The organism is Mycobacterium sp. Dal123C01 (assembly GCF_052566995.1).
On the sequence record NZ_CP199580.1, the window covers coordinates 2,193,198 to 2,207,179 of the forward strand.

General features: G+C 64.8%; 16 protein-coding genes. 8 read left to right on the top strand and 8 right to left on the bottom strand.

Going from position 1 to position 13,982, the window contains the following annotated elements; all coding sequences use genetic code 11:
- The 3 genes from ACTXG5_RS10535 to ACTXG5_RS10545 are packed head-to-tail and all read left to right on the top strand — an operon-like array spanning position 1 to position 2,092.
- Positions 1-1,080, top strand: coding sequence for a CaiB/BaiF CoA transferase family protein (locus ACTXG5_RS10535; protein ID WP_445163598.1), 1,080 nt, complete (start codon positions 1-3; stop codon positions 1,078-1,080).
- 58 nt (positions 1,081-1,138) lie between these two features.
- Positions 1,139-1,594, top strand: a complete 456-nt coding sequence (locus ACTXG5_RS10540; RefSeq protein ID WP_445163599.1) for an SRPBCC family protein — start codon at positions 1,139-1,141, stop codon at positions 1,592-1,594.
- A 42-nt stretch (positions 1,595-1,636) separates the two neighbouring features.
- Positions 1,637-2,092: an SRPBCC family protein gene (locus ACTXG5_RS10545; RefSeq protein ID WP_445163600.1), complete on the top strand. Its 456-nt coding sequence runs from the start codon at positions 1,637-1,639 to the stop codon at positions 2,090-2,092.
- Here ACTXG5_RS10545 and ACTXG5_RS10550 read toward each other — a convergent pair.
- A complete protein-coding gene (locus ACTXG5_RS10550) occupies positions 2,058-3,275 on the bottom strand; it encodes a pyridoxal phosphate-dependent aminotransferase (protein WP_445163601.1) in 1,218 nt (405 codons plus the stop codon). The two genes, ACTXG5_RS10545 and ACTXG5_RS10550, sit on opposite strands and share 35 nt — an antisense overlap.
- Positions 3,276-3,479: 204 nt before the next feature.
- Here ACTXG5_RS10550 and ACTXG5_RS10555 point away from each other — a divergent pair, with 204 nt between their 5' ends.
- Together ACTXG5_RS10555 and ACTXG5_RS10560 are read left to right on the top strand one after the other, a co-directional pair.
- On the top strand, positions 3,480-4,691 hold the full coding sequence (locus tag ACTXG5_RS10555; protein WP_445163602.1) for an acetyl-CoA C-acetyltransferase: 1,212 nt from the start codon (positions 3,480-3,482) through the stop codon (positions 4,689-4,691).
- A gap of 9 nt (positions 4,692-4,700) precedes the next feature.
- Positions 4,701-6,845 (top strand): 3-hydroxyacyl-CoA dehydrogenase NAD-binding domain-containing protein, encoded by a 2,145-nt coding sequence (locus ACTXG5_RS10560; RefSeq protein WP_445163603.1) that lies wholly within the window; start codon positions 4,701-4,703, stop codon positions 6,843-6,845.
- Positions 6,846-6,904: 59 nt separating this feature from the next.
- Here the strand turns inward: ACTXG5_RS10560 and ACTXG5_RS10565 are convergent, their stop codons facing one another.
- Positions 6,905-7,783, bottom strand: coding sequence for an alpha/beta fold hydrolase (locus ACTXG5_RS10565; RefSeq protein ID WP_445163604.1), 879 nt, complete (start codon positions 7,781-7,783; stop codon positions 6,905-6,907).
- A gap of 112 nt (positions 7,784-7,895) precedes the next feature.
- Positions 7,896-8,885 carry a PucR family transcriptional regulator gene (locus ACTXG5_RS10570; RefSeq protein ID WP_445163605.1) on the bottom strand — a complete coding sequence of 330 codons (990 nt, stop codon included), beginning with the start codon at positions 8,883-8,885 and terminating at the stop codon, positions 7,896-7,898.
- 48 nt (positions 8,886-8,933) lie between these two features.
- Between ACTXG5_RS10570 and ACTXG5_RS10575 the strand changes: the two genes are divergently transcribed.
- Positions 8,934-9,092, top strand: a complete 159-nt coding sequence (locus ACTXG5_RS10575; RefSeq protein WP_445163606.1) for a hypothetical protein — start codon at positions 8,934-8,936, stop codon at positions 9,090-9,092.
- Between the two features lie 82 nt (positions 9,093-9,174).
- Here the strand turns inward: ACTXG5_RS10575 and ACTXG5_RS10580 are convergent, their stop codons facing one another.
- From ACTXG5_RS10580 to ACTXG5_RS10590, 3 genes are all read right to left on the bottom strand, one after another.
- A complete protein-coding gene (locus ACTXG5_RS10580; RefSeq protein WP_445163607.1) occupies positions 9,175-9,519 on the bottom strand; it encodes a hypothetical protein in 345 nt (114 codons plus the stop codon).
- 102 nt (positions 9,520-9,621) lie between these two features.
- Positions 9,622-10,482: an LLM class F420-dependent oxidoreductase gene (locus ACTXG5_RS10585; protein WP_445163608.1), complete on the bottom strand. Its 861-nt coding sequence runs from the start codon at positions 10,480-10,482 to the stop codon at positions 9,622-9,624.
- 53 nt (positions 10,483-10,535) lie between these two features.
- Positions 10,536-11,744, bottom strand: coding sequence for an FAD-dependent monooxygenase (locus tag ACTXG5_RS10590; RefSeq protein WP_445163609.1), 1,209 nt, complete (start codon positions 11,742-11,744; stop codon positions 10,536-10,538).
- Positions 11,745-11,814: 70 nt separating this feature from the next.
- Between ACTXG5_RS10590 and ACTXG5_RS10595 the strand changes: the two genes are divergently transcribed.
- Complete coding sequence (locus tag ACTXG5_RS10595; protein ID WP_445163610.1) at positions 11,815-12,351, top strand: TetR/AcrR family transcriptional regulator; 537 nt, start codon at positions 11,815-11,817, stop codon at positions 12,349-12,351.
- A 12-nt stretch (positions 12,352-12,363) separates the two neighbouring features.
- Here the strand turns inward: ACTXG5_RS10595 and ACTXG5_RS10600 are convergent, their stop codons facing one another.
- Positions 12,364-12,594, bottom strand: a complete 231-nt coding sequence (locus tag ACTXG5_RS10600) for a hypothetical protein (RefSeq protein WP_445163611.1) — start codon at positions 12,592-12,594, stop codon at positions 12,364-12,366.
- Positions 12,595-12,697: 103 nt separating this feature from the next.
- Between ACTXG5_RS10600 and ACTXG5_RS10605 the strand changes: the two genes are divergently transcribed.
- Positions 12,698-13,681 (top strand): LLM class F420-dependent oxidoreductase, encoded by a 984-nt coding sequence (locus tag ACTXG5_RS10605; RefSeq protein WP_445163612.1) that lies wholly within the window; start codon positions 12,698-12,700, stop codon positions 13,679-13,681.
- Positions 13,682-13,684: 3 nt separating this feature from the next.
- Here the strand turns inward: ACTXG5_RS10605 and ACTXG5_RS10610 are convergent, their stop codons facing one another.
- A complete protein-coding gene (locus tag ACTXG5_RS10610; RefSeq protein WP_445163613.1) occupies positions 13,685-13,978 on the bottom strand; it encodes a putative quinol monooxygenase in 294 nt (97 codons plus the stop codon).
- Between the last annotated feature and the right edge of the window lie 4 nt (positions 13,979-13,982).

The window sequence follows — 13,982 nt, forward strand, 5'->3', positions numbered from 1 at the left end:
ATGACCGGCGGCGGCCCCTTGGCCGGGGTCAAGGTGATCGAACTCGGCGGCATCGGGCCGGGGCCGCACGCGGGGATGGTGCTCGCCGATCTGGGTGCCGACGTAGTGCGGGTGCGCCGCCCCGGCGGGCTGATGATGCCGGCCGAAGACCGCGACTTGTTGCACCGCGGCAAGCGGATCGTCGACCTGGACGTCAAGACGCAGCCGGGTGCGCTACTGGAGCTCGCCGCCAAGGCCGATGTGCTGCTGGACTGCTTCCGCCCCGGCACGTGCGAGCGACTCGGCATCGGACCCGACGATTGCGCGGCGGTCAACCCGCGGCTGATCTTTGCCCGCATTACCGGTTGGGGGCAGGACGGGCCGCTCGCCGCGACCGCGGGTCACGACATCAACTATCTGTCGCAGACCGGCGCGTTGTCGGCGCTGGGCTATGCCGACCGGCCCCCGATGCCGCCACTGAACCTGGTCGCCGATTTCGGCGGTGGTTCGATGCTGGTGCTCCTGGGTATCGCCGTCGCGCTCTATGAGCGGGAACGGTCGGGCAAGGGGCAGGTCGTCGACGCCGCGATGGTCGACGGGGTCAGTGTGCTCGCCCAAATGATGTGGACCATGAAGGGAATTGGCAGCCTGCGCGACCAACGCGAATCCTTTCTGCTCGACGGCGGCGCCCCGTTCTACCGGTGTTATGAGACCTCCGACGGCAAGTACCTGGCCGTCGGCGCGATCGAGCCGCAATTCTTCGCGGCGCTGCTCAAGGGGCTGGGCCTGTCGCCGGACCAGGTGCCGGATCAGCTCGAGATCGGTTCGTATCAGCAGATGTACGACGTGTTCGCGCAACGGTTCGCCAGCCGGACGCGTGACGAATGGACCGACGTTTTCGCCGGCACCGACGCCTGCGTCACGCCGGTGCTGACGTGGAGCGAGGCCGCCACCAACGATCACCTGAACGCGCGCTCGACGGTGATCACCGCCCACGGCGTCGAGCAGGCCGCGCCCGCTCCGCGTTTCTCTCGCACGCCGGCCGGCCCCGTCGGGCCACCCCCGGCCGCCACCACGCCGGTTAGCGAAATCAACTGGTAGCGAGTTAATTACCCCGAACACGTTCCGTGTGTCGGGCGGTGTTGCTAGGTTGAGTTAAGTGGCTGTAAAGGCATCACGTGAGTTTGTCATTGATGCGCCGCTAGACGTGGTCATGGGGGCGCTCGAGGATGTCAGCGTGCTGGAATCCTGGTCGCCGTTGCATAAACGGATCGAAGTGATCGACCGTTATCCCGACGGTCGCGCTCATCACGTGAAAACCACCATCAGAATTTTTGGCCTCGTCGATAAAGAGGTCCTGGAATATCACTGGGGCCCCGACTGGGTGGTGTACGACGCCAAAGGGACTTCCCAGCAGCATGGCCAGCATGTCGAGTACAACCTCAAACCCGAGGGTGTCGACAAGACGCGGGTGCGGTTCGATATCACCGTCGAACCGGCGGGACCCATTCCCGGATTCGTCGTCAGGCGTGCAATGGAAAATGTCCTGAATGCCTCGGTACGGGGACTACGCGACCTGGTCATGGGCAGCGGCAATTCGGATAAGGCGACGTAATTTTCCCTCCACCGGGGCTCGCGATTGCTAATTTAGTAACCAGTGGCCGTCCAAGCATCGCGGGAAATCATCATTGATGCGCTGCCAGAAGTGATCCTAGCCGCGCTAGCCGATGTCGGCTCGGTGCCGTTGTGGTCCTCGGTGCACAAGAGGGCCGAAGTCGTCGATACCTATCCCGACGGGCGTCCGCACCACGTCAAGGTCACGATCAAAGTGATTGGGCTCGCCGATCATGAGTTGCTCGAATACCACTGGGGCCCCGACTGGCTGGTTTGGGACGCCAAGAAGACTGCCCAGCAGCACGGCCAACACGTCGAGTACACGCTGCGGCGCGAGGGAGAGACCAGGACACGGGTGCGTTTCGACGTCACCATGGAGCCGTCGGCCCCGTATCCGGAATTTCTGGTTAACCGAGCCCGTCAAAAAGTCCTCAAAGCAGCAACCGAGGGCCTGCGAGACTTCGTTATGAGTCGCCCGGATGCCATTCCGTCTGAGTAATTGATCCGTTCTTGAGCCCGGCCAGTCGCCTGATCGCCTCGTCGAGGGTGTCGTCGCGTTTGCAGAAGGTGAAGCGCACCAGGTGATTCCACAGATCGGCATGCGGTGCCGCCGGATCGCAGAATGCCGACATCGGAATGGCTGCCACGCCAACCTTTTCCGGTAACGCTGCGCAAAACGTCGTGCTGTCGTCGTACCCGAGTGGACGCGGGTCGGCGCAGAGGAAATAACTGCCGTTACTGTCGTGCACCGCGAAGCCGATGTCGGCGAGGCCCGCGGCCAGCCGATCGCGTCTGGCCTGCAAAGAGCACCGGAGTTCGGCCACCCACGCATCCTCGGTGTCCAGCGCCAGGGCCACCGCAGGCTGGAACGGCGCGCCACCGACATAGCTCAGATACTGTTTGGCCGCACGCATCCCGGTGATGAGTTCCGCTGGGCCGCAAGCCCATCCGATCTTCCAGCCGGTGCAGTTGAACATCTTGGCCGCACTCGAAATGGTGATGGTGCGTTCGGCCATGCCGTCGAAACCCGCCAGCGGTAGGTGGCTTCTGCCTTCAGGGCCGTCGAACACCAGGTGCTCGTAGACCTCATCGGTGATCACCAACAGGTCGGCCGCCACCGCGATCTCGGCGACGGCCGCCAGTTCGGTCGCGCTCAGCACGGCGCCGGTGGGGTTGTGCGGTGAGTTGATGATGAGTGCCCGGGTCGCCGGTGTCACCGCCCGGCGCAACGCGTCGATGTCCAGCGCGAAGCCGCGGCCATCGGCGACCAGCGGTACGGCGACGCGCCGCGCGCCGGCCATCGCGACCACCGGCGAGTAGGAGTCGTAGAAGGGCTCGATCAGCAACACCTCCGAGCCGGGCTCGACCAGTCCGATCACCGCCGCCGCGATGGCCTCGGTGGCCCCGACGGTCACCAGGACCTCGGTGTCCGGGTCGTACTCGATGCCGAAATGGCGCTTGCGCTGGGCTGCGACGGCGTGGCGCAGCGGCGCGATGCCCAGTCCTGGCGGGTACTGGTTGGCCCCGTCTGCGATCGCGTCCTGCGCGGCCTTCAGCATGGCCGGTGGCCCGTCCTCGTCCGGAAAGCCCTGACCCAGGTTCACTGCGCCGATCCGCGCGGCCAGGGCCGACATTTCGGCGAACACCGTGGTCGCGTAGGGCCGCAATCGCGACACCGTCATGGTCGTCGAGCTTAGGCGGGGCCGGCGAGTGTGCGGCTGGCCGCACGTTCGGCAGCCAGTGTGCGCCTGGCCGCACATCGGATGCGATACGGGCGTTCGACCGCTGATCAGCGCCAACTTGCCCAACCAACAGGTTGGCCGGGAGCCCCTGTTAAGGTGCACGTAGACGGACCCGAAACCCAAATTTGTGAAGAGGAAGTCGACATGTCCGAAGAAGCCTTTATCTATGAGGCCATCCGCACACCACGCGGCAAGCAGCGCAACGGATCGTTGAACGAGGTCAAGCCGGTGAACCTGGTCGTCGGTCTGGTCGAGGAGCTGCGCCGGCGCAACCCTGACCTCGACGAGAACCTGATCAGCGACCTGATCCTCGGCGTGGTGTCGCCGGTCGGCGACCAGGGCGGCGACATCGCTCGTACCGCGGCGCTGGTGGCCGGGCTGCCCGAGACCACCGGTGGCGTCCAGCTCAACCGCTTTTGCGCCTCGGGCCTGGAGGCCGTGAACACCGCCGCCCAGAAGGTGCGCTCCGGCTGGGACGACCTGGTGCTGGCCGGTGGTGTCGAGTCGATGAGCCGCGTTCCGATGGGCTCCGACGGGGGCGCCTGGGCGACCGACCCCGAGACCAACTACCGGCTAGGTTTCGTGCCGCAAGGCATCGGCGCCGACCTGATCGCCACCCTCGAAGGCTTCTCCCGTGAAGACGTCGACGCCTACGCGGCCCGTTCGCAGGAGAATGCGGCCGCTGCCTGGTCGGGCGGTTACTTCGCGAAGTCGGTGGTGCCGGTGCGGGACCAGAACGGTTTGGTCATCCTCGACCACGACGAGCACATGCGGCCCGGGTCCACCGTGGAGAGCCTCGGCAAGCTCAAGACCGCCTTCGACGGCGTCGGTGAGATGGGCGGGTTCGACGATGTGGCGCTGCAGAAGTACCACTGGGTCGAAAAGATCAACCACGTCCACACCGGCGGCAACAGCTCCGGCATCGTCGACGGGGCGGCGCTGGTGCTGGTCGGTTCCGAGGCCGCCGGCAAGTCGCAGGGGCTGACCCCGCGGGCGCGCGTCGTGGCCACCGCCACGAGCGGCGCGGATCCGGTCATCATGCTCACCGGCCCGACCCCCGCTACGCGCAAAGTGCTTGACCGGGCGGGCCTGACGATCGATGACATCGACCTGTTCGAGCTCAACGAGGCGTTCGCGTCGGTGGTGCTGAAGTTCCAAAAGGACCTCAACATCCCGGACGAGAAGCTCAACGTCAACGGTGGCGCCATCGCAATGGGTCACCCGCTGGGCGCCACCGGCGCCATGATCACCGGCACCATGGTCGACGAGCTCGAGCGCCGCAATGCGCGTCGCGCGCTGATCACGCTGTGCATCGGCGGCGGCATGGGCGTCGCGACCATTATCGAGCGAGTCTGAGGAAAGAGCATGCCAGAGAACACCATTCAGTGGGACAAGGACGCCGACGGCGTCGTCACCCTGACACTTGACGACCCCACCGGGTCGGCCAACGTGATGAACGAGCACTACGCCGAGTCCATGCACAATGCCGTCGAACGTCTTGCGGCAGAGAAGGATTCGATTACGGGCGTGGTCATCACCAGCGCGAAGAAGACCTTCTTCGCCGGCGGTGACCTCAAGGGCATGATCCAGCTCGGCCCGGAGAACGCCGGCGAGGCGTTCGACACCGTCGAGTCAGTCAAGCGTGATCTGCGTGCGCTGGAGACCCTCGGCAAGCCCGTGGTGGCCGCCATCAATGGCGCCGCGCTCGGCGGCGGCCTGGAGATCACACTCGCCTGTCACCACCGCATTGCCGCGGACGTCAAGGGCCTGGTGGTGGGCTTCCCGGAGGTGACGCTGGGCCTGCTGCCGGGCGGCGGCGGGGTGACCCGCACCGTACGGATGTTCGGCATCCAGAACGCCTTCATGAACATGCTGTCGCAGGGCACCCGGTTCAAGCCCGCGCAAGCCAAGGAGAATGGGTTGATCGACGAGCTCGTCGGCTCGGTCGAGGAGCTGGTACCCGCGGCGAAGGCGTGGATCAAGGCCAACCCCGAATCACACACCCAGCCGTGGGATGCCAAGGGCTACAAGATGCCTGGCGGCACTCCGTCCAGCCCGGCGCTCGCCGGCATCCTGCCGTCGTTCCCGGCGCTGCTGAAGAAGCAGCTCAAGGGTGCGCCGATGCCGGCACCGCGGGCCATCCTGGACGCGGCCGTCGAGGGCGCGCAGGTCGACTTCGACACGGCCAGCCGCATCGAGAGCCGCTACTTCACCCAGCTGGTCACCGGCCAGGTCGCCAAGAACATGATCCAGGCGTTCTTCTTCGACCTGCAGGCCATCAACGGCGGTAGCTCGCGACCCGACGGCATCGCGCCAGTCAAAATCAACAAGATCGGCGTGCTCGGCGCGGGCATGATGGGTGCGGGCATCGCGTACGTCTCGGCTAAGGCCGGTTACGACGTGGTGCTCAAAGACGTCAGCATCGAGGCCGCGGAGAAGGGCAAGAACTACTCGGAAAAGATTGAGGCCAAGGCACTTCAGCGTGGCAAGACCACCGAGGAGAAGAGCAAGGCGCTGCTGGCTCGCATCACGCCGTCCGCTGATCCCGCCGATTTCAAGGGCGTCGACTTCGTGATCGAGGCGGTCTTCGAGAGCCAGGACCTCAAGCACCAGGTGTTCGGTGAGATCGAGGACATCGTCGAACCCAATGCGCTGCTCGGGTCCAACACCTCGACGCTGCCGATCACGGGTCTGGCGACCGGCGTGAAGCGCCAAGAGGACTTCATCGGGATCCACTTCTTCTCACCGGTCGACAAGATGCCGCTGGTCGAAATCATCAAGGGCGAGAAGACTTCTGACGAGGCGCTGGCCCGGGTGTTCGACTACACACTGGCCATCGGCAAGACTCCGATCGTCGTCAACGACAGCCGCGGCTTCTTCACCTCTCGAGTTATCGGCACGTTCGTCAACGAGGCGTTGGCGATGCTCGGTGAGGGCGTGGAACCGGCCAGCGTCGAGCACGCCGGCTCGCAGGCCGGCTACCCGGCGCCCCCGCTGCAGTTGTCCGACGAGCTCAACTTGGAGCTCATGCACAAGATCGCCGCCGCCAGCCGCAAGGGTGTCGAGGACGCGGGTGGCACCTACGAGCCGCACCCCGCGGAGTCCGTCGTCGAGAAGATGATCGAGTTCGGCCGGCCGTCGCGGTTGAAGGGCGCCGGCTTCTACGAGTACGTCGACGGCAAGCGCGCCAGCCTGTGGCCGGGCCTGCGGGAGACGTTCAAGTCGGGCTCCTCGCAGCCGCCGCTGCAGGACATGATCGACCGCATGCTGTTCGCCGAGGCCCTGGAGACGCAGAAGTGCCTCGACGAGAACGTGCTGATGACGACCGCCGACGCCAACATCGGGTCGATCATGGGCATCGGGTTCCCGCCGTACACCGGTGGTAGCGCGCAGTTCATCGTCGGCTACTCCGGGGCCGGCGGTACGGGCAAGGAAGCCTTCGTGGCCCGGGCTCGTGAACTGGCGGCCAAGTACGGCGACCGGTTCCTGCCACCCGCCTCGCTGACGTAGCGAGCGCTAAAGCAGTCGCGAAAGCCCCCGAAATGACGCCGTTTCGGGGGCTTTCGCGCTTATTGCCGATCACTCGCCACACTGTTCGATTGCCTTGATGGCAGTGACGAGATGAAACCGGTTAACAGTTCGGCGAACTCATCGGGGCGCTCGATTTGCGGCATGTGTCCAATGCCCTGGAATACGCGGGTTTGGGCGTGCGGAAGAAGTCGGCGAGCTGTGTTGAGCTGATGGATCGGCAGGATGCGGTCGCAGTCTCCCCAGACGATCAGGGTAGGACGCGGATATTTGACGGCCTCGGCAAGCAGGTCATGCTGCCATTGACGCCGGAGTCCTCTGCCAGTACCGAGTGCGCAGCACAGTTCGTGCAATGCCGGTCCGGCTTCAGGTTGCCTGGCGATCGCCAGCCCGTGATTAATGCGTTCCGTCGTGGCCAAGGACGAATCGGCGTAGATCGCCCGTTCGGCCATCCGTGCACTGGCACGGCTGGGGTGGCGGGCCGCAAAACTGCCGATCCCGGGCACGGCGAGCATCCGAATCATCCAACTGACCTCTGAGCCGAAGCCTGCGCTGTTGACCAACGCCAGGCTGGCCACCCGTTCGGGTTGGAGTGTAAGTAGTTGTAGCGCAACCGCTCCGCCAAGTGAATTGCCGACGACGTGCAGTGGGCGCTTCTCGCCGAGCATGTCGAGCATGCCGGCTGCGCCTTGCGCGAGCGTCTGCAGCGACATCGGGCCGGGAAGGCGAGTGGAGAACCCGAAGCCGTGCATGTCGAGGGCGATGGTTCGGTAGCCGGCCAGGCGGCGGAACTGCGGTGCCCAGTCCTCGAGGCTGCGGCCGATACCGTGCAATAAGAGGATCGCCGGCCGGTCTGGGTCGCCGTCGACGCGAACTCGGGTGCGGCGGCCATGGACGTCGATGATGTCGGGTGTGTTCATGCCTCCCAGCGTCGTGTGGCACGAGACGGCCATCAAGCGCAATTTGCACCACCTTCGGCTGTGCGCCGGGCATTTTGCACTCGGTTGGGTATCGACTGACGGGAGACACGAGTCAACCGACGGGCTTCTCCGCGCCGCCCTGCCATCGCCGAAGTTCAAGTGCCGCGGCAACCGCGATGAAGTTGTCGCTCAATGGGCGGGGCAAGAGTTGTTCGGCGGCGGCGACCCGTCTTATCACCGTATTTCGGTGGCTGTGCAGCCTTTCGGCTGCTTTAACGCTGCTGCACCGCAGTGCGATCCACGTGAACACCGTGTCGATCGTCTCCGCGTCGGCAAGTGCGAAATCGCCCAAGGTGTCACGGATGAAATCGTCGGCTTGTTGGGTGTCGGCAGTCATCAATGCAGCCAGCTGTACGTCTTCGTACCTGGCCACCTGGTGAGGCGAGGACAGCCGGTTCAAAAAGCGTTGGGTGGTCAGCGCTTCAAGGTGGCTGCGACGGAAACCATCCAGATCGAATCCCGGACGACCCAGTGAGACATGGATCGCAGGGTTCTCCGCGAGTTGACGGGCCGCCTTTGCCACGTCGATATCTCTTGTGGGGAACCAGATCCAGAGGGCCGATGTGTTTGCCACGACGGTCAGTCGCCGCGTCGCATCGCTGGCTCGTGTCAATACGTCCGCCGCCAGTTCGAGATGACCCGGATCTTGCCCGGAGCGAGTCCACACGATCGCTGCCAGCTGCGGGCCGGTGAGCGGGTAACCCAGCTGGGACTCGGCGCGCGCACGAGCGATGGGGGCGCCTTCTAGCAGCAAGGACACGGTTTCACTTCGCTGAGCGTGCGTGCTGCGGCTGAGTTCCTCGCGGGCGAGTTCGATTTGTTCGGCAAAGACCGCAACGAGATCGTCGATGTAGGTGGATATCGATTGCAGCGTGACGTCGAGCAATTCACGAAGGTCGCTGGGATCGCTGGTGAGATCGAAGCAGATCCGCATGCATCGTCTCCACGCAATGGAGAGCGCGACCCGGTACGAATCCAGTGCCGTCTGGTCTAGTCCACGCCGGACGAGATCGCGGGCGAACAGCAAATTCTCCCCGTGCATCGGTACGGACGCTCGGCCACCAGGTTCCTGAATATTCGAGGATGCCCAATGCAAGAGATTGAAAAGGTTTATCCGCCTGGAATTTTCGGCGAGGACCGGGTCGTCAAGGAATGCACCGAGCCCCAAGTTGCCGAACGCCGCCGCGCGCAATTCGTCGGCAAACTCGTCACGCGTGTTGAGGACGGCTTCGGCACCCGAGCGTATTAATTGCTTTATCTTTTCTGAGGGCGTGGGCCAGGGAGTTTCCACACAACACATTCTGCCTTCGTGGCCAAGCCACCGGAGTCTCTCACCTGAACACATCTGTCACTTGCGTCGCGGCGGCGGAGGTGAGCAACTTTTTGCCCACCTCCGAGCGACAACGCAGTGCCAGCACCCGTTGATGAATCCTGTACTCGGTCGAGCGCGGGATACACGCCGGTCCATATCGGCCGCGCGCCAGCCGACGCACCCGGCCGTGCTCGATCTCCCAGCGCAGCGCGTCCGAGACGGCTTTGGATGGGCGCCCGCGGACGGAGAAACCGTGGTGGCGCAGCGCATCGATCAGCTCGGCGATGGTCGCGGGCCTGTGCTGAGCTAGGTGCACGGTGAGCGCGTAACGGAGCTCGATTCCTCGAAGGCATGGCTGATGCATCGTCGAACCGTCGCACGCCGGTATGACATCGACCGCAGTTGTCGCTGAGAGGCGGGCAAAACGGGTGCCGCCCCCCGGAGAGACTCCTGTGGTGGGTGTGACTTAGGTGCAGGCCGCGGCGATCCGGCGCCACTGCTCGCGGGGGAAGGCCTGCGGGTCGGCCAGCAGCACCTGGACGCAGACGTGGTCGGCGCCGGCAGCACGATGCTCGGCGACCCTGCGCAGGATGGCGCCCTCCTCGCCCCACACAATGATCGCGTCGAAGAGCCGATCGCTGACCTGTGTCAGATCATCTTCGGAGAATCCGCTGCGCAGCAGATTGTTGGCATAGTTGGGTAACGCCAAATAGGCACGCAGCCAATCGGTTCCGATGCGGCGCGCCTCCTCGGCGTCATCGGTGAGGATCACCGTCTGCTCCGGTAGCAGCAGCGGACCCTCGCCCAACGTCGAACGGGCAGCAGCGGTGTGATCGGGCGTGACCAGGTAGGGGTGTGCCCCGCCAGCGCGGGTGGCCGACAGGGTCAGCATCTTCGGTCCGAGTGCGGCGAGCACCCGCCGCTCGGTAGGAACCGGCTGTGGCGCGGCATCCAGTCCGTCCAGAAACGAGGCCGTCGCGGCCAGCGGTTTGCGGTATCGCCCGGGTTCACCAGCGTCGATCAGCGGGGCGTGGCTGACCCCTATCCCCAGCAGGAAGCGGTCCCCGTGCTCGGCAGTCAGCGCGGCGTAGCTGTGCGCGACGTCGCCGGCCGAGTGCATCCACAGGTTCAGGATCCCGGTGGCGATCACCGTGCGCCTGGTCGCGGTGAGCAGCCGGCCCACCGCGTCGAAGACCTGCCCGCCGACGTCCGGGATCCACAGCGCCTTGAAGCCCAACTCATCCAATTCCGCCGCGGCGTCGGCAGATTCGGCTGGATCGCCATAACGTAGTTGACTGCTCCATACCCCGACACCGGCAAGCTCCATCGCAGATCTTTCCTTTCGTGGCATGCGGTCCATGGACCGCAGTGGCCATTCTGTCAAACGTCGATCTCGGCGTACTCCTTGTACTGCATCGAGTCGTACAGACGGGCACCGTTGGTGTTCATCTTGGCGATCGCTCTGGTGAGACCAGCGGGCAGCACCGAGATCAGCCGAGCGGCGCGGGTCAGCGCCCAAACGCCGGCCCGGGAGCCGGGAACGATGGTCTTGGCTGCCGCACGCGCAAAGGTGCGGCTGCGGCGAACCGCGTCGGCCATTGCCCGTTCGTAGGACGCGAAGGCTCGGGCGTAATCACCCTTGGCTTCTGCCAATTCACCCGCCAGCACATAGGCGCCCAGGACCGCGATGCTGGTGCTCCCGCCGACCGCCGGCCCGGGGCAGTACCCGGCGTCGCCCACCAATGCGACCCGCCCGCATGACCAGGTGTCCATCTCCAGCTGGATGATCGAGTCGAAATAGAACGTCGGTGAGCGGTCGAGCTCCTCGAGCCAGCCGTTCACCGCCGGATGCATCCCGGCAAACGTTGTGCGCAATAACTCCTTCTGCCGCACGACATCTCGGTGATGGTATTGAAGTTCTTCCTTGCTTCGGAACATGAACAATGCACGCGCGTCATCCAGGGGCTGCGCGGTATAGATCCCCGCCATCCGGCCGGCACCCATGTGCACGACCATTTCCCCATCGCGGGCAAGCGATTTCGGCACCGATTCCACCGTCAGGTAGCCGCCGAGAAACCTGCTGCGCACCGCGTCCTCGCCGAAGACCAGGCGGCGAACGTTGGAGTGCAAACCGTCGGCGCCGATGACCACGTCGAACGCGCGTGGCGCGGTGTGTTCGAAGGTGACGTCCCCGTCGGGCGAGATGGACGTGATCGAGTCCCCGAAGAGGTACTCGACGTCATCGCGGCCGGCGTTGTAATAGGCCTCGCTGAGGTCGTCGCGCATGATCTCGACATGCCGGTCGGATGAGGCGCCGAAGACCTTGGTGAGATCGACGTGCGCCGGCCGCCCGACGCCCTCGCGATACATGGTCAGCTCGGTCGTCCCGGTGGCGAGGGCCTCGATCTGTGGGAGCACGCCCATCTTTGCCGAGATTTCCATGGCCGGCCGGAACAGATCTACGGCGTGACCCCCGGTCTTACGCAGGTCGGGCGCGCGCTCGACGATCGTGACATCGAAGCCGCGGCGGGTAAGCCAGTACGCCAGCACGGGGCCCGAGATGCTCGCCCCCGAGATGAGAATCCGCATGTCGACCTCCTTGGAGTTAGGTGACCCTAACATAGCACTTACCTATCGGTAAGTCAGCTAAAATTTCCGAGTGACGAGACCGCGGTCAGATACCCGTCAGCGCATCCAAGAGGTCGCCCGGGAGCTGTTCCTTCAGCGGGGCGTGCAGCGAACCAGTCTGCAGGACATCGCGGACAAGCTGGGGATCACCAAACCCGCGTTGTACTACCACTTCACCTCCCGCGAGGAACTGGTGCGCAGCATCGTGATGCCGTTGATCGACGAGGGTGAGCGATTCGTCGAGGACCAGGAAGGCCGCCGCGGCATCGATGCCCGCGAATTGCTGGAGGGCTATTTCGATTTCCACTACCGGCACCGTGAGCACATCGTGTTGGTGCTCACGGAATTGACGATGCTGGCCGACCTGGGCCTCATCGACAAGGTGCTGGCGTGGCGTGATCGGCTGGGCAAGTTGGTGTTCGGGCCGCGGCCAACGCTTGCGCAGTCCACCCGCGCGGTGGTGGCGTTCGGCGGCTTGCAGGACTGCTGCTTACAGTTTCCCGATACGCCGTACGAGGAGTTGCGTGCGGCATCGGTCGAGGGCGCACTCGCCGCGCTCGGCGGGTGACGCTGGGTTGCGTTACGTTCCTGCCCCGCTTGCGGTGCTCTGGTCCTGAGCGTTCTGCGTGAAGGTGTCACCGGAGGTCTGGCCGTTGTCGTTGACGCCTCCGTCGTCGACGGTGATGATGCGGGCCGTGGGCGGCCCGGCGGCGACGGATGCGGGGTTGCCGGGCTGTGCCGCGCTAAACAGTGCGAGTGCCGCGACGGCCGCGGCCCCGGCCAATGTCACGTGCATCATCTTGGTTGCCATGCATTCATTTACCGCTCGGCTGCCAGGTACCGGCTGGGTGCTTGATAGCGATCCGCTGTGAAGCCGTTCCCGCTGGCCTCGCCGACAGCTAGAGTCGCTAACTATGCGTTTTGGTCTTTTCATCCCGCAGGGCTGGCGGATGGATCTGGTAGACATCGACCCCGCGAAACACTGGGCGGTGATGCGGGACTTGGCGGCCTACGCCGACGGCAGTGCCTGGGACTCACTGTGGGTCTACGACCACTTCCATACCGTCCCGATGCCCAGCGCCGAAGCGACGCACGAGGCCTGGTCGTTGATGTCGGCTTACGCCGCGACCACGTCGCGGATCAAGCTCGGCCAAATGTGCACGGCGATGAGCTACCGCAACCCGGTCTACCTAGCTAAGGTGGCGGCCACTGCCGACATCATCTCCGGAGGCCGCATCCAGATGGGTATCGGCGGCGGCTGGTACGAACACGAGTGGCGCGCTTACGGTTACGGATTCCCGTCGGCCGGGGTGCGGTTGGGCCGGCTGGACGAAGGCGTGCAGATCATGCGCGACGCTTGGCGCGACGGCAAAGTCAGTTTCGACGGCAAGCACTACCAGGTCGACGGTGCGATTGTCGAGCCGAAGCCATTGCAGGACAATGGTATTCCGCTGTGGATCGCCGGCGGGGGCGAGAAGGTGACGTTGCGCATCGCGGCACAGTACGCGCAGTACACCAACTTCACGCCCGAACTCGAGGCCTTCAAGCACAAGTCGGAAGTGCTCGCAGCGCACTGCAGCGCGGCGGGCACCGATTTCGACGCCATCGTGCGCTCGGCGAACTTCAGCGCGATCATCGGCACTTCCGACGCCGACGTCAAAGACCGGCAGCAGCGGGTACGCGACCGCATCGCCGGCTACGTCCCCAAGGAGGTGGCCGAGGCCATGCTCTCCGGCGGCTCGGAGGGGGCAACGGGCACAACCGAACAGGTGATCGAGCGCATCGCCAAGGTCCGCGATCTTGGTTGCGAGTACGCGATCGTCTATTTCCCCGAGGCCGCCTACGACCGCTCCGGCATCGAGTTGTTTGAACGCGAAGTGATTCCCGCCCTCAGCTAGTGCTCACACGTCGCTGGTGACGTACCGCGTCTTGACCGGCGGTGCGGCCAGCAGCGGAGGGAGCTGGGTCACCTTGCCCTCGCCGGCGCGAAACGCACGGTAGGCCTCGTCGGCGTCGACCGTCTCCCACTCTTCGTAGATGATCCAGTGGGCTTCGTCGTCTGCATCGAACCAGACGTCGGTGCGGAGATTTCCCTCGAATGCCCGGGTGGTTTCCAGCGTCCGGCCCATCAATTCACGCCCCGCGCCGACCTCGTCGGGCTTGAACTTCAGTTCCAGTAGCACGATGACCGTCATCGTC